17 protein-coding genes and 1 pseudogene are annotated in these 16,958 nt (G+C 61.4%); 11 read left to right on the forward strand and 7 right to left on the reverse strand.

From position 1 onward, the window contains the following. Window positions 1-81: 81 nt before the first annotated feature. From hypE to hypA, 5 genes are read right to left on the reverse strand one after another with little or no spacing between them, the layout of a single operon-like run. The gene (hypE, locus tag F8562_RS24670) at window positions 82-1,092 is read right to left on the reverse strand and encodes a hydrogenase expression/formation protein HypE (RefSeq protein ID WP_014839322.1); all 1,011 of its coding nucleotides are present in this window, start codon (window positions 1,090-1,092) and stop codon (window positions 82-84) included. Next, entirely contained in the window at window positions 1,089-2,210 is a 1,122-nt protein-coding gene (hypD, locus tag F8562_RS24675; RefSeq protein ID WP_014839321.1) for a hydrogenase formation protein HypD, read from the reverse strand. The genes hypE and hypD overlap by 4 nt, the downstream gene beginning before the upstream one ends. Then, complete coding sequence (locus F8562_RS24680; RefSeq protein WP_014839320.1) at window positions 2,211-2,483, reverse strand: HypC/HybG/HupF family hydrogenase formation chaperone; 273 nt, start codon at window positions 2,481-2,483, stop codon at window positions 2,211-2,213. It abuts the gene before it with no gap. After that, entirely contained in the window at window positions 2,474-3,346 is an 873-nt protein-coding gene (gene hypB, locus F8562_RS24685) for a hydrogenase nickel incorporation protein HypB (RefSeq protein ID WP_014226534.1), read from the reverse strand. Before hypB ends, F8562_RS24680 begins: the two co-directional genes overlap by 10 nt. A 7-nt stretch (window positions 3,347-3,353) precedes the next feature. Further along, complete coding sequence (hypA, locus tag F8562_RS24690) at window positions 3,354-3,698, reverse strand: hydrogenase maturation nickel metallochaperone HypA (RefSeq protein WP_004114752.1); 345 nt, start codon at window positions 3,696-3,698, stop codon at window positions 3,354-3,356. Window positions 3,699-3,906: 208 nt separating this feature from the next. Here hypA and hycA point away from each other — a divergent pair, with 208 nt between their 5' ends. From hycA to hycI, 9 genes are all read left to right on the forward strand, one after another. Further along, window positions 3,907-4,356 (forward strand): formate hydrogenlyase regulator HycA, encoded by a 450-nt coding sequence (hycA, locus tag F8562_RS24695; RefSeq protein ID WP_014839319.1) that lies wholly within the window; start codon window positions 3,907-3,909, stop codon window positions 4,354-4,356. An 82-nt stretch (window positions 4,357-4,438) separates the two neighbouring features. Then, complete coding sequence (locus F8562_RS24700; protein WP_014839318.1) at window positions 4,439-5,047, forward strand: 4Fe-4S dicluster domain-containing protein; 609 nt, start codon at window positions 4,439-4,441, stop codon at window positions 5,045-5,047. Beyond that, a complete protein-coding gene (hycC, locus tag F8562_RS24705) occupies window positions 5,044-6,870 on the forward strand; it encodes a formate hydrogenlyase subunit 3 (protein ID WP_042934150.1) in 1,827 nt (608 codons plus the stop codon). The genes F8562_RS24700 and hycC overlap by 4 nt, the downstream gene beginning before the upstream one ends. Before the next feature lie 2 nt (window positions 6,871-6,872). Further along, window positions 6,873-7,796, forward strand: coding sequence for a respiratory chain complex I subunit 1 family protein (locus F8562_RS24710; protein ID WP_004104852.1), 924 nt, complete (start codon window positions 6,873-6,875; stop codon window positions 7,794-7,796). Window positions 7,797-7,813: 17 nt separating this feature from the next. Beyond that, window positions 7,814-9,523: a formate hydrogenlyase subunit HycE gene (gene hycE / locus F8562_RS24715; RefSeq protein ID WP_094909263.1), complete on the forward strand. Its 1,710-nt coding sequence runs from the start codon at window positions 7,814-7,816 to the stop codon at window positions 9,521-9,523. A 9-nt stretch (window positions 9,524-9,532) separates the two neighbouring features. Then, the gene (locus tag F8562_RS24720; RefSeq protein ID WP_009651597.1) at window positions 9,533-10,075 is read left to right on the forward strand and encodes a formate hydrogenlyase complex iron-sulfur subunit; all 543 of its coding nucleotides are present in this window, start codon (window positions 9,533-9,535) and stop codon (window positions 10,073-10,075) included. Continuing rightward, window positions 10,075-10,842 (forward strand): NADH-quinone oxidoreductase subunit B family protein, encoded by a 768-nt coding sequence (locus tag F8562_RS24725; protein ID WP_032750980.1) that lies wholly within the window; start codon window positions 10,075-10,077, stop codon window positions 10,840-10,842. The genes F8562_RS24720 and F8562_RS24725 overlap by 1 nt, the downstream gene beginning before the upstream one ends. Further along, the gene (locus tag F8562_RS24730; RefSeq protein ID WP_014839314.1) at window positions 10,839-11,249 is read left to right on the forward strand and encodes a formate hydrogenlyase maturation HycH family protein; all 411 of its coding nucleotides are present in this window, start codon (window positions 10,839-10,841) and stop codon (window positions 11,247-11,249) included. The genes F8562_RS24725 and F8562_RS24730 overlap by 4 nt, the downstream gene beginning before the upstream one ends. Beyond that, complete coding sequence (gene hycI / locus F8562_RS24735; RefSeq protein WP_032694626.1) at window positions 11,242-11,727, forward strand: hydrogenase maturation peptidase HycI; 486 nt, start codon at window positions 11,242-11,244, stop codon at window positions 11,725-11,727. The genes F8562_RS24730 and hycI overlap by 8 nt, the downstream gene beginning before the upstream one ends. 394 nt (window positions 11,728-12,121) lie before the next feature. Here hycI and F8562_RS24740 read toward each other — a convergent pair whose 3' ends face one another. After that, the gene (locus F8562_RS24740; protein WP_014839312.1) at window positions 12,122-13,546 is read right to left on the reverse strand and encodes a 6-phospho-beta-glucosidase; all 1,425 of its coding nucleotides are present in this window, start codon (window positions 13,544-13,546) and stop codon (window positions 12,122-12,124) included. Between the two features lie 26 nt (window positions 13,547-13,572). Then, window positions 13,573-15,015 (reverse strand): annotated as a pseudogene (gene ascF / locus F8562_RS24745) (PTS cellobiose/arbutin/salicin transporter subunit IIBC). 256 nt (window positions 15,016-15,271) lie between these two features. On the opposite strand from ascF, the gene F8562_RS24755 reads away from it, so the two are divergent. Together F8562_RS24755 and hydN are read left to right on the forward strand one after the other, a co-directional pair. Next, complete coding sequence (locus F8562_RS24755) at window positions 15,272-16,285, forward strand: LacI family DNA-binding transcriptional regulator (protein ID WP_014839310.1); 1,014 nt, start codon at window positions 15,272-15,274, stop codon at window positions 16,283-16,285. 134 nt (window positions 16,286-16,419) lie between these two features. After that, the gene (hydN, locus tag F8562_RS24760) at window positions 16,420-16,947 is read left to right on the forward strand and encodes an electron transport protein HydN (RefSeq protein ID WP_014226525.1); all 528 of its coding nucleotides are present in this window, start codon (window positions 16,420-16,422) and stop codon (window positions 16,945-16,947) included. Window positions 16,948-16,958 lie beyond the last annotated feature (11 nt).

The following is a 16,958-nucleotide window of genomic DNA, read 5'->3' on the forward strand; positions in this document are numbered from 1 at the left end:
GCGCTGCGCTTAGCCGGGCTACAGGTGGGCGCAGTGTTGTAGCCCGGATAAGGCGTTAGCCGCAATCCGGGGCCCGCACCGTTAACAAATTCTCGGCAGCGGCTCGGCGTGAGGAAGATCCAGCGTGCGCTTCACGCCGTACAGACCAACAGAGCGCACGCCCGCGCGCGGCACAACCTCGCCGATTATCGCCGCATCGCGGCCTAATGGATGAGACCGTAAATGCGCAAGTACGCTTTCCGCCGCCTCGCGGGCAACGGCGATCAGCAGCTTGCCCTCGTTGGCGAAATTAAGCGCGTCCAGTCCCAGCAGCTCGCACACGCCGCGTACGGTATCGTTCACCGGCAGCTTATTCTCGTGCAGTTCAATCCCGCAGCCGCTGGCGGCGGCAAACTCATGGGCCACCGCGTTAACGCCGCCGCGGGTGGCATCGCGCAGGGCTTTCACGCCAGCAACGTCGCGCAGCGTCTGAATCAAGGGCGTCAGCACCGCGCAGTCGCTGGACAGCGCGCCGTCAAGCCCCATCTGTTCGCGCAGGTTGAGGATCGTTGCCCCGTGATCGCCAAGCGTGCCGCTGACCAGCAGCACGTCTCCCGCGCTAATCTGCTGCGCCCCCCAGCGAATACCGGTAGGGATGACGCCGATCCCGGCGGTATTGATAAACAGCTTATCCGCCGCCCCGCGCGGCACCACTTTGGTATCGCCGGTGACAATGGCGATGCCGGCCTCCCGCGCGGTCTGCGCCATGCTGTTCACCACCGCTTCGAGGGTGGCCATCTCCAGCCCCTCTTCGAGAATAAACCCGCACGAGAGATAGCGCGGCAGCGCGCCGCTCACCGCCACATCGTTGGCCGTGCCGCAGACCGCCAGCTTGCCGATGTTGCCGCCTGGGAAAAACAGCGGATCGATGACGTAGCTGTCGGTGGAGAAGGCGAGCCTGTCGCCCTGCGCGCTAAGCTGGGCGAGATCGAGACGCGCCTGATCTTCCTGCTCCGCCAGCCAGGGGTTGGCGAAAGCCTGCATAAACAGGTCGCCGATCAGCTGCTGCATCGCCTGACCGCCGCTACCGTGGGCTAACTGAACGCTTTTCATGCTTCGATTTCCTGACTGCGATATTGATACCAGGCGGCGCAGGCGCCTTCCGATGAGACCATCAGCGCGCCGAACGCGCTCTGCGGGTTGCAGGTATTGCCGAATAGCGGGCACTGGTGCGGTTTGCAGCGGCCGGTCAGCACCTCGCCGCAGCGGGCGCGCGGGTCGTCGCAGACCCGCTGCGGCGCCGGGCGGAAATGCGCTTCGGCGTCGAAACGCTGATACGCGGCCGTCAGATGCACGCCGGAGTCGTTAATCACCCCCAGACCGCGCCACTCGCTATCGCCGCTAAGGCAAAACACCTCGGCGATGGCCGACTGCGCCAGCGGGTTGCCCGCATCGGGCACCACCCGGCGATACTGGTTCTCCACGTCGCTGTGCCGCGCTATTGTCTGCTCAACCAGCATCACCGCGCCTTGCAGTAGATCAAGCGGTTCGAATCCTGCCACCACTAAAGGACGATGATAGTCGCTGGCGATAAATCCGTAGGCGTCGGTGCCAATCACCATGCTGACGTGACCGGGGGCGAGAAACGCGTCGATACCGTTATCCGGCTGGTCGAGCAGGCTGCGCAGGGTCGGCAGCAGGGTGATGTGCTGGCAGAAAAAATAGAAGTTGGCGACGCCGCGCTCGCGGGCCTGGCGCAGGGTCAGGGCGGTGGCGGGCATCGTCGTTTCAAAACCAAGGCCGAAGAACACCACTTCACGCTCGGGGTGCTGCTGCGCCAGCTTCAGGGCGTCCATCGGCGAATAGACGATGCGGACGTCGGCGCCGCGCGATTTAGCCTGCAGCAGCGAGCCGTTTTTTCCCGGCACGCGCATGGCGTCGCCAAAGGTGCAGAAAATCACCCCCGGACGGCTGGCGATATCGATACAGGCGTCGATGCGCCCCATCGGCAGCACGCACACCGGGCAGCCGGGGCCGTGAATAAACTCGATATTTTCCGGCAGCAGCTGGTCGAGACCAAATTTAAAAATGGCGTGGGTATGACCGCCGCACACTTCCATAATGCGCAGCGGACGTTCGGCGGTATGCGGCAGCAGGCGCGCGCGCTGCCGGAGGTGTTCCACCAGCTGCATCACCTGTTCCGGGGCGCGGTATTCATCGACATAGCGCATTTACCGCTCCTCGCCGTACAGCAGCGCGCCGACGTCCGGCTCGACTTCAAACATATTTTGCAGCGCCTCGAGGGTATCGCGGGCTTCGGCTTCGTTAATCACGCTCATGGCGAAACCCACGTGGACCAGCACCCACTGGCCGAGACGCGGCTGGCCGCGATCGTCAACCGCGCCCACCAGGGTCAGGTCGACTTCGCGCTGAATGCCGCACACTTCGACCTTCGCCAGACTGCCGTCAATGGCGCAGATTTGTCCGGGAATGCCTATGCACATTGTTGCGTCTCCAGCCAGCTAAGCCACTGGTCCATGCCTTCGCCGCTGGTGGCGGAAAGCAGGATGATGTCAATATCCGGGTTCACCTCGCGGGCGCAGGCCAGACACTTCTCCACGTCAAAGTTGAGATACGGCAGCAGGTCGACCTTGTTAAGCAGCATCAGGCTGGCGGCGGCGAACATATGCGGATACTTCAGCGGCTTGTCTTCGCCTTCGGTTACCGACAGCACCGCCACTTTATGACGTTCGCCGAGGTCAAAGCTCGCCGGACACACCAGGTTACCGACGTTTTCGATAAACAGAATGCCGTGGTCATCCAGCGGCAGGCGCGGCGCGGCGTCGGCGATCATCTGCGCGTCGAGATGGCAGCCTTTGCCGGTGTTGACCTGAATCGCCGGGGTGCCGGTGGCGCGGATGCGCGCGGCGTCGTTCACCGTTTGCTGATCGCCTTCAATCACCGCGCAGGCGGTTTTCTCTTTCAGCCGCAGCAGGGTTTCCGTCAGCAGGGTGGTTTTGCCGGAGCCGGGGCTGGAGACCAGATTCAGCACCAGCTGGTTTTTAGCGGCGAAGCGCGCGCGGTTGCGGGCGGCCAGACGGTTGTTTTTATCCAGCACGTCGATTTCCACTTCCAGCATCCGCCGCTGGCTCTGGCCCGGCGCATGGGTACCCGCCTCGCCGTGACCGTAGTGCAGGTCGCCAGCCTCCGAGCGGGTGGGGGAAAAGTTATCGGTTTTCACGCCGGTAATGTTCATCATCTGGCGCGGGGCGGGCGCGAAGGGGGCGCTGCGAAACGCCGAATGCGGGTTATGCTCGTCGCCTTCTATATAAAGGTTGCCTTCACCGCAGCCGCAGGTTGTACACATAATCTTATTACTCCACTTCTAGTCGCTGAATCTGTAAGCCGTCATCCGCCACGATTTGCAGCCGGTCGCTCTGACACTGCGGGCAGCGGCGCACGTGCTGGGAGATGAGATGCACGTACTGCTGGCAGGATTCACACCAGCATTCAGCCTGTTGTTCGGCGATATGCAGCTCGCAGCCCTCCGCCAGCGTGCCGCGGCACACCAGCTCAAAGCAGAAGGTCAGCGCGCTGGCCTCCACGCAGGAAAACGCCCCGACCTTCAGCCACACGCCGGTCACCCGACGCGCGCCGGCCTGCAGCGCCTGCTGTTCGATAATTTCCAGCGCCCGCTGGCTAAGAGTGATTTCGTGCATGGTGCCTCCGTATCGCGATGGCCCTTTAATGCAATAACGATGCCAGGTCATAGGTAATGTCACGAAAATGTCGATGACACGCTGCAGACGTCGTCATCGACATGTCTTTCCGCCCCCCGGAATTTTATAAATCTGTTTAAAATCAATTAATTAAGTTTTGGCATGAAAAGTGCTTAACCGGTGCATCTCATACAACGGGGGATCCGGGATGACTATTTGGGAATTAAGTGAAAAGGCGGATTACATCGCCGATCGTCACCGCCAGCATCAGGAGCAGTGGCACACCTATTGCAACTCGCTGGTACAGGGAATAACCCTGTCGAAAGCGCGTCTGCATCACGCCATGAGCTGCGCGCCGGATAAAGAGCTGTGCTTCGTACTTTTTGGCCACTTTCAGGTCTACGTGGCGCTGGCGGAGGGCTTTAACAGCCACACCATCGAGTACTACGTCGAAACCAAAAACAGCGACGACAGACGCCTGATTGCCCAGGCCACGCTGGGTTCAGACGGCATCATTGATGGCCGGATCAGCAACCGCGATCGCGAGCAGGTTCTGGAGCACTATCTGGCGACTATCGCCAGCGTTTACGACCGTCTCTACGAGGCTATCGAACAAGACCAGCCGGTGGATTTAAGCCACCTGACGCTGGCCCGTTAATCGTCAGGTGTCGACAAGTGTCGAAGCTGACACCTGCGCAACCTGTTTTCGTCAAAAATGACTTTCACCTGAGGATGACCCGGTGAACCGTTTTGTAATTGCTGACTCCACCGTCTGTATCGGCTGTCGCACCTGCGAAGCCGCCTGCGCTGAGACTCACCGCCAGCAGGGCCTGCAGGCCATGCCCCGGCTGCATTTAATGCGCAATGAAAAAGAATCCGCGCCGCAGATGTGCCACCACTGTGAAGATGCGCCCTGCGCCGCCGTCTGCCCGGTTAACGCCATTAATCGCGTCGATGGCGCGGTGCAGCTCAATGAGAGCCTGTGCGTAAGCTGCAAGCTGTGCGGCATCGCCTGTCCGTTCGGCGCCATTGAGTTTTCCGGCAGCCGTCCGCTGGATATGCCGGCTAACGCCAATACGCCCCTGGCCCCCGCCGCGCCGCCGGCGCCGGCCCGCGTCAGCTCGCTGCTCGACTGGGTGCCGGGCGTGCGCGCCATCGCCGTCAAATGCGACCTGTGCCACTTCGATGAGCAGGGCCCGGCGTGCGTACGCACCTGTCCGACCAAAGCGCTGCTGCTGGTGGATATCCGCGATATCGCCCAGGCCAGCAAGCGTAAGCGGCAGCTGACTTTTAATACCGATCTCGGCGATCTGTCGCTGTTCCAGGCGCAACAAGGGGACGTGAAATGAGTGTGATTTCCTTAGTGAATCAGGCGGTGGCCTGGTACGCCGCCAGCGCGGTGCTGGCGTTTCTGTTCGCCCTGCGCAAACCGCTGAGCGGGGCGATCGCCGGGATTGGCGGCGCGGTCGCCAGCGCGATGCTGGTGCTGGCGGGCGGAACGGCGCTGCTGATGCCGGAGCGCGTTAGCGGCGGCATGCTGCAGATGCTGCATTTGACCCTGCGCGTGGGCGGCGTCAACGCGCTGTGGCTGCTGGCGATCGGCCTGTCGGCGCTGCCGATTTCGCTGTTCAATATTGCCTGGCATCGTCATCCGCAGGTGAAAGCCAACGGCCTGCTGGTGAATCTGCTGCTGGCCGCCGCCGTCTGCGCCGTGGTGGTGACAAACTTCGGCGCGCTGGTGGTGATGGCGGAGATTATGGCCCTTTGCGCCGCGTTTCTTACCGGCTGCGCGCAGTCCGGCAAGCTGTGGTTTGCGCTGGGTCGCCTCGGTACGCTGCTGATGGCGTGGAGCTGCTGGCTGGTCTGGTCGTCCTACGGCACCCTTGAGCTGGCGCAGATTACCCAGCTGGCGCTGGCGGCGCCGCAGAACGCGCTGCTGTGGCTGCCGGGCCTGGTCGGCTTTGCGCTGCTGGCCGGAGTTATTCCGCTGCACGGCTGGGCGCCGCAGGCCCACGCCGGCGCCAGCGCACCGGCCGCCGCGCTGTTTTCCACGGTGGTGATGAAGGTCGGTCTCTACGGCATCCTGACGGTCTCGCTGGCCGGCAGCGTACCGCCGCTGTGGTGGGGCGTGATGCTGCTGGTGCTGGGGATGATCACCGCCTTCGTCGGCGGGCTGTACGCCCTGATGGAGCACAATATTCAGCGCCTGCTGGCGTACCACACCCTGGAAAACATCGGCATTATCCTGCTCGGCCTCGGGGCGTTCGTCACCGGCGTGGCGACCCATAACCCGACCCTGATGGTGCTGGGCTTTATTGGCGGCATGTATCACCTGATCAACCATAGCCTGTTTAAAACCACCCTGTTCCTCGGCGCGGGGGCGGTGTGGTTCCGCACCGGCCATCGCGATATCGAAAAGCTTGGCGGGATCGGTAAGAAAATGCCGCTGATTTCCCTTTCGATGCTGGTGGGCCTGATGGCGATGGCCGCGCTGCCGCCGCTGAACGGCTTCGCCGGGGAGTGGGTTATCTATCAGTCCTTCTTTAAGCTGAGCACTGGCGACGCGTTTGTTGGCCGCCTGCTCGCGCCGCTGCTGGCGGTAGGCCTGGCGATTACCGGCGCGCTGGCGGTGATGTGTATGGCGAAAGTCTACGGCGTCACCTTCCTCGGCGCGCCGCGAAGCAAAGAGGCGGAAAACGCCACCTGCGCGCCGGGGCTGATGACCTTTAGCGTGGTGCTGGCCGCCGTCTGCTGCGTGATTGGCGGGGTTGCCGCGCCGTGGCTGCTGCCGCTGGTGAGCGGGGCGTTTCCGGTGCAGGCGGAGGTCTCCAGCGCGGTGTCCCAGCCGATGATCGCCATTCTGCTGATTGCCTGCCCGCTGCTGCCGCTGCTGCTGATGATCTTCTTCAAGGGCGATCGCCTGCCGGCGCGCTCCCGCGGGGCGGCCTGGGTCTGCGGCTACGACCATGAAAAATCCATGGTGGTGACCGCCCACGGTTTCGCCATGCCGGTGAAAGAAGCCTTTGCGCCGATTCTGAAACTGCGCCACTGGCTGAACCCGGTGCGCCTGGTGCCCGGCTGGCAGAACGCTTCCGCGCCCGCGCTGTTTCGCGGCGTGGCGCTGGTGGAGCTGGCGGTACTGGTGGTGATTGTTATTTCCCGAGGAGCCTGAGAATGAGCGTATTAATTGCATTGTTGCAGGCGCTGGTGCTGTTCGCCGTCGCGCCGCTGTTGTCCGGGGTGACCCGCGTCGCCCGCGCGCGTCTGCATAATCGCCGCGGTCCGGGCGTGCTGCAGGAGTATCGGGACATTCTGAAACTGCTGGGCCGCCAGAGCGTTGGCCCGGATGCCTCCGGCTGGGTCTTCCGCCTGACGCCGTACGTGATGGTCGGCGTGATGCTAACCATCGCCACCGCGCTGCCGGTGGTGACCGTTGATTCGCCGATGGCGGGGCTGGGCGACCTGATCACCCTGATCTACCTGTTCGCTATCGCCCGCTTCTTCTTTGCTATTTCCGGCCTTGATACCGGCAGCCCGTTTACCGCTATTGGGGCCAGCCGCGAAGCGATGCTTGGCGTGCTGGTGGAGCCCATCCTGCTGCTCGGCCTGTGGGTCGCGGCGCAGGTCGCGGGGTCCACCCATATCAGCAGCATCACCGACACCATTTATCACTGGCCTGTCGCCCGCACTCTTCCGCTGATTCTGGCGCTGTGCGCCTGCGCCTTCGCCACCTTTATCGAAATGGGCAAGCTGCCGTTCGACCTGGCGGAAGCGGAGCAGGAGCTTCAGGAAGGCCCGCTCTCGGAATACAGCGGCAGCGGCTTCGGCGTGCTGAAGTGGGGCATCAGCCTCAAGCAGCTGGTGGTCCTGCAGATGTTCGTCGGCGTATTTATCCCGTGGGGACAGATGACCAGCTTTAGCGTCGGCGGTCTGCTGCTGGCGCTGGTGGTTGCCGTCGTCAAGCTGGTGCTCGGCGTGCTGGTGATTGCGCTGTTCGAAAACAGCATGGCGCGTCTGCGCTTTTGCGCCACCTCCCGCGTCACCTGGGCCGGGTTTGGTTTTGCCTTTTTAGCCTTCGTCTCCTTGCTGGTGGCGTGATTTAAGAGAGTTTGAGCATGTCTGAAGAAAAAATCGGTCAACACTATCTCGCCGCGCTGCATCAGGCCTTTCCGGGCGTGGTGCTGGATGAAGCCTGGCAGACCAAAGACCAGTTGACGGTCACGGTGAAGGTCAACTATCTGCCGGAAGTGGTCGAGTTTCTGTACTACAAGCAGGGCGGCTGGCTGTCGGTGCTGTTCGGCAACGATGAACGCAAGCTGAACGGCCACTACGCCGTCTACTACGTGCTGTCGATGGAGCAGGGCACGAAGTGCTGGATCACCGTGCGCGTGGAAGTGGACGCCAATAAACCCGAGTATCCGTCGGTGACGCCGCGGGTGCCGGCGGCGGTATGGGGCGAGCGCGAAGTGCGCGACATGTACGGCCTGGTGCCGGTGGGGCTGCCGGACGAGCGCCGGCTGGTGCTGCCGGACGACTGGCCGGATGAACTCTATCCGCTGCGTAAAGACAGCATGGACTACCGCCAGCGTCCGGCGCCGACCACCGACGCCGAAACCTACGAGTTTATCAACGAGCTGGGCAGCAAGAAAAACAACGTGGTGCCGATTGGCCCGCTGCACGTCACCTCCGACGAACCGGGCCACTTCCGCCTGTTCGTTGACGGCGAGAATATTATCGACGCCGACTACCGCCTGTTCTACGTCCATCGCGGGATGGAAAAGCTGGCGGAAACCCGGATGGGCTACAACGAAGTCACCTTCCTGTCGGACCGCGTGTGCGGTATCTGCGGTTTCGCCCACAGCACCGCCTACACCACTTCGGTGGAGAACGCGATGGGCATCGTGGTGCCGGAGCGCGCGCAGATGATCCGCGCCATTCTGCTGGAGGTGGAGCGCCTGCACTCGCACCTGCTGAACCTCGGCCTCGCCTGCCACTTTACCGGCTTCGACTCCGGGTTTATGCAGTTCTTCCGCGTGCGCGAAACCTCGATGAAGATGGCGGAAATTCTTACCGGGGCGCGTAAAACCTACGGTCTGAACCTGATTGGCGGCATTCGTCGCGATCTGCTGAAAGAGGACATGATCCAGACCCGCCAGCTGGCGCAGCAGATGCGCCGCGACGTGCAGGAGCTGGTAGATATGCTGCTCAGCACGCCGAATATGGAGCAGCGTACCGTGGGTATTGGCCGTCTCGACCCGCAAATCGCCCGCGACTTCAGCAACGTTGGCCCGATGGTGCGCGCCAGCGGCCACGCCCGCGATACCCGCGCCGATCACCCGTTTGTCGGCTACGGCCTGCTGCCGATGGAAGTGCACAGCGAGCAGGGCTGCGACGTCATCTCGCGCCTGAAGGTGCGCATCAACGAGGTCTACACCGCGCTGAACATGATCGACTTCGGCCTCGATAACCTGCCGGGCGGCCCGCTGATGGTCGAAGAGTTCACCTATATTCCGCACCGCTTCGCGCTGGGCTTCTCGGAAGCGCCGCGCGGAGATGATATCCACTGGAGCATGACCGGCGACAACCAGAAGCTGTACCGCTGGCGCTGCCGGGCGGCGACCTACGCCAACTGGCCGACCCTGCGCTATATGCTGCGCGGCAATACCGTCTCCGACGCGCCGCTGATTATCGGCAGCCTCGACCCGTGCTACTCCTGCACCGACCGCATGACCGTAGTCGACGTGCGCAAGAAGAAAAGCAAAGTGGTGCCGTACAAAGAGCTGGAGCGCTACAGCATCGAGCGTAAGAACTCGCCGCTGAAATAAGGAATCGCCATGTTTACCTTTATTAAAAAAGTCATCAAAACCGGCACCGCGACGCACTCATACCCGCTGGAGCCGATGCCGGTGGATAAAAACTTCCGCGGCAAACCGGAGCATAACCCGCAGCAGTGCATCGGCTGCGCCGCCTGCGTTAACGCCTGTCCGTCGAACGCCCTGACGGTGGAGACCGATCTGGCCACCAACCAGCTGGCGTGGCAGTTCAACCTCGGACGCTGCATTTTCTGCGGACGCTGCGAAGAGGTTTGCCCGACGGCGGCGATTAGGCTCTCTCAGGAGTACGAGCTGGCGGTGTGGAAAAAAGAGGATTTCCTCCAGCAGTCGCGTTTTGCCATCTGCCACTGTCGGGTATGCGAACGGCCGTTCGCCGTACAGAAAGAGATCGACTACGCCATCGCGCTGCTCAAACACAACGGCGACAGCCGCGCCGAGCTGCATCGCGAAAGCTTTGAGACCTGCCCGGAGTGTAAACGCCAGAAGTGCCTGGTGCCGTCCGACCGTATTGAACTGACTCGCCATATGAGAGAGGCCAGCTGATGAGCAACTTATTAGGCCCGCGCGATGAAAACGGCATTCCGGTGCCGATGACGGTGGATGAGTCCATCGCCAGCATGAAGGCATCGCTGCTGAAGAAAATTAAGCGCTCCGCCTACGTCTACCGGGTGGACTGCGGCGGCTGCAACGGCTGCGAGATCGAGATTTTCGCTACCCTTTCGCCGCTGTTCGACGCCGAGCGCTTTGGGATCAAAGTGGTGCCGTCGCCGCGTCACGCCGATATTCTGCTGTTTACCGGGGCGGTAACCCGGGCGATGCGTTCTCCCGCGCTGCGCGCGTGGCAGTCCGCGCCGGACCCGAAAATCTGTATCTCCTACGGTGCCTGCGGCAACAGCGGCGGCATCTTCCACGACCTCTACTGCGTATGGGGCGGCACCGATAAAATCGTGCCGGTGGATGTCTATATTCCCGGCTGCCCGCCGACCCCCGCCGCGACGCTGTACGGCTTCGCGATGGCGCTGGGCCTGCTGGAACAGAAAATCCACGCCCGTCTGCCGGGCGAACAGGACGAACGGCCGACCGAGCTTCTGCACCCGGATATGGTACAGCCGCTGCGGGTGCGCATCGACCGCGAAGCGCGCCGGCTGGCGGGCTATCGCTACGGTCGCCAGATAGCCGACGACTATATGCGCCTGCTGGGGCAGGGCGATAGCCAGGTGGTGCGCTGGCTGGAGGCGGAAAAAGATCCGCGCCTGACCGAGATCGTCACCCATCTGAACCAGGTGGTCGAGGGAGCGCGTATCCGATGAGCGAGACGGTGGTGTTCAGTCAGCTGAGCCGTAAATTTATTGATGAGAACGATGCGACGCCCGATCAGGCGCAGCAGGTGGTCTATTACAGCCTGGCGATTGGCCACCACCTCGGCGTGATCGACTGCCTTGAGGCGGCGCTGAGCTGCCCGTGGCAGGCGTATCTGGCGTGGATTGCGACCCTCGAAGAGGGCAGCACCGCGCGGCGCAAAATGGAAGGCGTGCCGAAGTACGGCGAGATTGTTATCGACAGCAATCATGTGACGATGCTGGCCAACGCTTTTGATGAAGCGCAGGCCCGTCAGACCCCCGAGCAGCAGGCGTGGAGCAAAACGCTGCTCAGCATGCTGCATGATATTCACCAGGAAAGCGCCATCTACCTGATGGTGAGGAGACTCCGTGACTGACGTTTTACTCTGTGTCGGCAATAGTATGATGGGCGACGACGGCGCAGGTCCGCTGCTGGCGGAGATGTGCGCGGCTAATCCCGTCGGCGAATGGGTGGTGATTGACGGCGGCAGCGCGCCGGAGAACGATATCGTCGCCATTCGCGAGCTGCGCCCCGAGCGCCTGCTGATCGTCGATGCCACCGATATGGGCCTGAATCCCGGCGAGATCCGCATCGTCGATCCGGACGATATCGCCGAGATGTTTATGATGACCACCCACAATATGCCGCTCAACTATCTGATCGATCAGCTAAAAGAGGATATCGGCGAGGTGATTTTCTTGGGTATTCAGCCGGATATCGTCGGCTTTTATTACCCGATGACCCAGCCGATTAAGGACGCGGTCGAGGTGGTGTACGCGCGGCTTGATGGCTGGCAGGGGAATGGCGGTTTTGCGGCACTTGAAGCCGCAGAGGAGCCGGCGTTCCCCGGCTAAGCGCAGCGCGAGCCGGAAGTTCGGCCTGGGGGAGCAAGCGTACTTTTTTCCCGGGTCGCGGCGTAAACGCCTTACCCGGGCTACCGGTCCGCGAGCGTTGATGAACCTGTAGCCGGAAGTTAGGTCAGGGGGAGCAAGTGGACTTTTTCCCGGGTCGCGGCGTAAACGCCTTACCCGGGCTACCGGTCCGCGGGCGTTGATGAACCTGTAGCCGGAAGTTCGGCCAGGGGGAGCAAGTGTACTTTTTCCCGGGTCGCGGCGTAAACGCCTTACCCGGGCTACCGGTCCGCGGGCGTTGATGAACCTGTAGCCCGGCTAAGCGTAGCGCAAGCCGGGAAAATTTCCGTGTTGCAGGTGTTTGTTAAGCTGAGGCTCCCTCAGTCCGCGGGGCACACTACGCCAAATCTTCCCCATTGCTGGCAATCACCTTCTTATACCACCAGAACGACTTTTTGCGTTTTCGCGCCAGCGTGCCGTGTCCGGCATCGTCGCGGTCGACGTAGATAAAGCCGTAGCGCTTGCTCATCTCGCCGGTAGAGGCGGACACCAGATCGATACAGCCCCAGCTGGTATAGCCCATCACCGGAATGCCGTCCTCGATGGCGTCACCCATCGCTTTAATATGCTCGCGCAGATAGCTGATGCGGTAGTCGTCGTTAATCTCGCCGTTAGCGTCAATCTCATCCCGCGCGCCGAGACCGTTTTCCACGAGGAACAGCGGTTTCTGGTAGCGGTCATACATCATATTCATGGTGATGCGCAGGCCGAGCGGGTCGATGCCCCAGCCCCATTCGCTGGCCTGAATATGCGGGTTCTTCAGCGATTTAACGATATTGGCGGCGCTGGTGTTGCCGGCGTTCATCTCCGCCGACGCGCAGCGTGAAGCGTAGTAGCTGAAGGAGACGAAATCGACGGTATGGCGCAGGATTTCATCATCGCCCGCTTCTTTGGCGATGGTCACGCCTTTCTCGCGAAATACCCGCGCCGCCCAGACCGGATACGCGCCGCGCGCCTGGACATCGATAAAGAACAGGTTCTCGCGATCTTTCTCCAGCGCCATCCACACGTCTTCCGGCTTACAGGAGTAAGGGTAGAAGTTGCCGCCCGCCAGCATACAGCCGACCTGATTTTGCGGATTCACCTCGTGGGCGATTTTGGTCGCTAAGGCGCTGGCGACCAGTTCATGATGGGCGGCCTGGTATTTCACCTGCTCCTGATTTTCCCCCTCTTCAAACACCAGACCGGCGCCGGAGAACGGGCTGTGCAGCATGATGTTGATTTCATTGAAGGTAAGCCAGTATTTCACCAAGCCATCAAAGGCTTCAAAGCAGGTGCGGGCGTAGCGGGTGAAGAACTCCACCATTTTTCGATTGCGCCAGGAGCCGTACTCGGTGACCAGGTGCATCGGCACGTCGAAATGGCACAGCGTCACCAGCGGCTCGATGCGGTGCTTTTTGCACTCCTCGAACAGCGAGCGATAAAAGGCGATCCCTTCCGGGTTCGGTTCCAGCTCATCGCCCTCAGGAAACAGACGGCTCCAGGCGATAGAGGTGCGGAAGACGCTAAAGCCCATCTCCGCCATCAGGGCGATATCTTCTTTATAACGATGATAAAAATCGATCGCCTCGTGGCTCGGGTAGAACTCATCGTCGCGCAGCGCGAAGCGTTTCTCCTGCCCCAGCTTGACCGCCAGGCGGTGCGCGCCGTGGGGAATCATATCGACGGTGGTCAGCCCTTTGCCGCCCTCCAGATATGCCCCTTCGGACTGGTTGGCGGCCAGTGCGCCGCCCCATAAAAATCCCTGTGGAAAAGTCGCCATGCGTTACCTCGTTAACAAAATGGTGTTCAGGCGTGAGAAGCCTGGGTGCCGGCCTGGCGCTGTCTGGCGTCGGCGGCGGCTTCTTCTTGCGGAATATCTTCAAAGCCAAGCATTAGCGTCAGGACAAACGACAGCACTACCGCCAGCGCCATGACGCCGAAGACCCAGACGATGGTCATCGGATTAGCCGGGTCGAAAAACTGGACGCTGGTAAACAACCCCGGCGCCGCCATTGAGTGGCTGGCGAGCCCGGCAATACCGGCCACCGCGCCGCAGATAAAGCCGCTGATCAGGCTGGCGATCAGCGGTCGCTTCAGCCGCACCGCCACGCCGTACAGCGCCGGTTCGGAAATCCCCGCCAGAATCGCGGAAGCCGCGGCCGCCAGCGCCGTCTGGCGCAGCTCCGGGTTTTTGGTTTTCCACGCCACCGCCAGCGACGAACCGCCCAGCGACAGATTAGCGCCGATTTCCGACGGCATTACCATGCCCTCTTTGCCGGTTTCGGCGATGGTCTGAATGATAGTCGGGGTAAAGACCCGGTGCATCCCGGTCATCACCAGCAGCGGCCACAGGGCGCCCATAATCGCCACCGACAGCCAGCCGAGATAGCTGTGGATCGTATAGACCAGCGCGGAAATGGCGCTACCGATCCAGATGCCGAGCGGGCCAATCAGCAGAATCGACAGCGGAGCGGCGATCAGCACGATCAGCATCGGTTTAAGGAAGTTTTTTGTCACCGCCGGGGTGATACGGTCGACCCAGCGTTCGATATAGGAGAGGCACTAGGTCATCACCAGCGCCGGGATCACGGTATAGGTGTATTTCACCGCCGTCACCGGAATAAAGGCAAACTCCACGTGCTCGCCCTGGGCGGCTTTGGCCATCAGTTCGATAAAGCTCGGGTGTACCAGCACCCCGGCAATCGCAATCGCCAGCGACATATTGGTTTTGAACTTCACCGCCGCGGAAGCCGCAACCATCAGCGGCAGGAAGAAGAACGCGCCGTCGCCGATAACCGTCAAAATAGTCAGCGTTGGCGCGCCTTTGGGCAGCGCGCCGGTCATCTCGAGGATCATCGCCAGCAGCTTAACCATCGATCCGCCGATAATCGCCGGGATCAGCGGCGACATGGTGCCGATCAGCGCGTCGAGGATCCCGGCGCCGATGCGTTTCAGGGTAATGGGCGGTTTCCCCTGCGGTTCGGCGGGTCGCATATCTCCCGGCAGCAGCGCGACCACTTCGCGATACGCCTGGGAGACGGTATTGCCCACGATCACCTGGCACTGGTTATCGCTACGCACGACGCCGAGCACGCCTTTCAGCCCTTTGAGGGTGGCGCTGTCGACCCGCTCGTTGTCTTTGACCACGAAACGCAGGCGGGTCATGCAGTGGGTGACGGCGGCAACGTTATCTGCGCCGCCAATTGCCGCGATAATCTGCTGCGCCAGAGCTGCATAATTTTTAGACATCGGATTTTATCCTGTTTATCAATGGGGTACTGGCTTGTCGCCGCGCCGGAAAGCGGAGCGGCATCATGCATACATAGGAAACCGGTTCCACAAAATCATGATTAGTTTCATGAATGCATACAAGAAATAAAAAAATAAGATCTCGATTTTGTGATTTTGATCGCTGTGTGCGCATCAGCGCGGGCGACGCGCAAATGCTGAAAAAGCGCTGCGCGTGCAGTACACTGCGGGCAACATTGGCAACAGGAATAACCACATGGCAACGATGCTGGAGGTAGCGAAGCGCGCGGGGGTGTCAAAGGCCACCGTTTCGCGGGTGCTGTCGGGGAACGGCTATGTCAGCCAGGAGACCAAAGATCGCGTCTTCCAGGCGGTGGCCGAAAGCGGTTACCGGCCGAATCTGCTGGCGCGCAACCTGGCGACGAAAAAGACCCAGACCCTCGGGCTGGTGGTGACCAACACCCTTTATCACGGCGTCTATTTCAGCGAACTGCTTTACCACGTGGCGCGGATGACCGAAGACAAAGGGCGGCAGCTGATCCTCGCCGACGGCAAGCACAGCGCCGAGGAGGAGCGCGAGGCGATTCAGTATCTGCTCGATCTGCGCTGCGATGCGATTATTATCTATCCGCGCTTTCTCAGCGTTGATGAGATGGATGAGATTATCGAAAATCATGAGCGGCCGATCATGGTGCTCAACCGCCGCCTGCGCCGCAACGCCAGCCACTGCGTCTGGTCCGATCAAAAGGCCTCGGCGATGATGGCGGTGGAAAAGCTTATCGCGCTGGGCCATCGGGAAATCGCGTTTATTACCGGTTCGCTGGATTCGCCAACCGGCGTAGAGCGCCTCTCGGGCTATAAAGACGCGCTGGCCCGCGGCGGCATTGCCCTGAATAACGATCTGGTCGTCGAAGGCCGCTGGACGCCGGAAACCGGCGCGGCGGGAGTCGAGACGCTGCGCCAGCGCCGCGTCGGCTACAGCGCGCTGGTGGCGAGCAACGACGATATGGCGGTTGGCGCGATGAAGCAGCTGCACCAGCTCGGCGTCAAGGTCCCGGAGCAGGTTTCGGTGGTGGGCTTTGACGATATCGCGCTGGCGCCGTTTATGGTGCCGGCGCTCTCCAGCGTCAAAGTCCCGGTGACGGAGATGATCAAAGAGAGCATCAACCGGCTGATCTTTATGCTCGACGGCGGCGATTTTAAATTTCAGCAAACCTTTTCCGGCGAGCTGATTGAACGCGACTCGATGGTTCCCGGCCCGCACGCCTGACGTCGTCAGCTGTCATCGTCACAACTGACGATGACAGCATCTCCCGTATTTATCTTCTTTAATATCAGTTAGATAAAAGTTGGAACGCATTATGCATACTCCGGCGCGTAACCTTCTTACAGCTGGAGAAATGGATGAACCGTTTCATTATCGCCGACGCGAGCAAATGCATCGGCTGCCGCACCTGTGAAGTGGCCTGCGTGGTCTCTCATCAGGAAAATCAGGACTGCGCCGCGCTGACGCCAAAAAGCTTTTTACCGCGTATTCACGTGATCAAAGGCGTCAACGTGTCGACGGCCACCGCCTGCCGTCAGTGCGAGGACGCCCCGTGCGCCAACGTCTGTCCGAACGGCGCGATCAGCCGCGATCGGGGCTTCGTCCACGTGATGCAGGAGCGCTGCATCGGCTGCAAAACCTGCGTGGTGGCCTGTCCCTACGGCGCCATGGAAGTGGTGGTGCGCCCGGTTATCCGCCACAGCGGCGCGGGGCTGAACGTGATGGCGGAAAAAGCCGAAGCCAACAAATGCGACCTTTGCCACCACCGTGAGGAAGGCCCGGCCTGTATGGATGCCTGTCCGACCCACGCGCTGATTTGCGTCGACCGCAATAAGCTCGAACAGATGAATATCGAAAAACGCCGCCGCACCGCGCTGGCCTGGTAAGCCGGTCGCGC

Origin of the sequence: Klebsiella sp. RCJ4 (assembly GCF_009025755.1) — a bacterium.
Taxonomy (GTDB): domain Bacteria; phylum Pseudomonadota; class Gammaproteobacteria; order Enterobacterales; family Enterobacteriaceae; genus Klebsiella; species Klebsiella michiganensis.

Bases quoted from the DNA above. Each gene is read 5' to 3' on its own strand.
- hypE (WP_014839322.1), bottom strand. From the start codon at position 1,092: ATGAAAAGCGTTCAGTTAGCCCACGGTAGCGGCGGTCAGGCGATGCAG.
- hypD (WP_014839321.1), bottom strand. From the start codon at position 2,210: ATGCGCTATGTCGATGAATACCGCGCCCCGGAACAGGTGATGCAGCTG.
- F8562_RS24680 (WP_014839320.1), bottom strand. From the start codon at position 2,483: ATGTGCATAGGCATTCCCGGACAAATCTGCGCCATTGACGGCAGTCTG.
- hypB (WP_014226534.1), bottom strand. From the start codon at position 3,346: ATGTGTACAACCTGCGGCTGCGGTGAAGGCAACCTTTATATAGAAGGC.
- hypA (WP_004114752.1), bottom strand. From the start codon at position 3,698: ATGCACGAAATCACTCTTAGCCAGCGGGCGCTGGAAATTATCGAACAG.
- hycA (WP_014839319.1), top strand. From the start codon at position 3,907: ATGACTATTTGGGAATTAAGTGAAAAGGCGGATTACATCGCCGATCGT.
- hycC (WP_042934150.1), top strand. From the start codon at position 5,044: ATGAGTGTGATTTCCTTAGTGAATCAGGCGGTGGCCTGGTACGCCGCC.
- F8562_RS24710 (WP_004104852.1), top strand. From the start codon at position 6,873: ATGAGCGTATTAATTGCATTGTTGCAGGCGCTGGTGCTGTTCGCCGTC.
- hycE (WP_094909263.1), top strand. From the start codon at position 7,814: ATGTCTGAAGAAAAAATCGGTCAACACTATCTCGCCGCGCTGCATCAG.
- F8562_RS24720 (WP_009651597.1), top strand. From the start codon at position 9,533: ATGTTTACCTTTATTAAAAAAGTCATCAAAACCGGCACCGCGACGCAC.
- F8562_RS24725 (WP_032750980.1), top strand. From the start codon at position 10,075: ATGAGCAACTTATTAGGCCCGCGCGATGAAAACGGCATTCCGGTGCCG.
- F8562_RS24730 (WP_014839314.1), top strand. From the start codon at position 10,839: ATGAGCGAGACGGTGGTGTTCAGTCAGCTGAGCCGTAAATTTATTGAT.
- F8562_RS24740 (WP_014839312.1), bottom strand. From the start codon at position 13,546: ATGGCGACTTTTCCACAGGGATTTTTATGGGGCGGCGCACTGGCCGCC.
- F8562_RS24755 (WP_014839310.1), top strand. From the start codon at position 15,272: ATGGCAACGATGCTGGAGGTAGCGAAGCGCGCGGGGGTGTCAAAGGCC.
- hydN (WP_014226525.1), top strand. From the start codon at position 16,420: ATGAACCGTTTCATTATCGCCGACGCGAGCAAATGCATCGGCTGCCGC.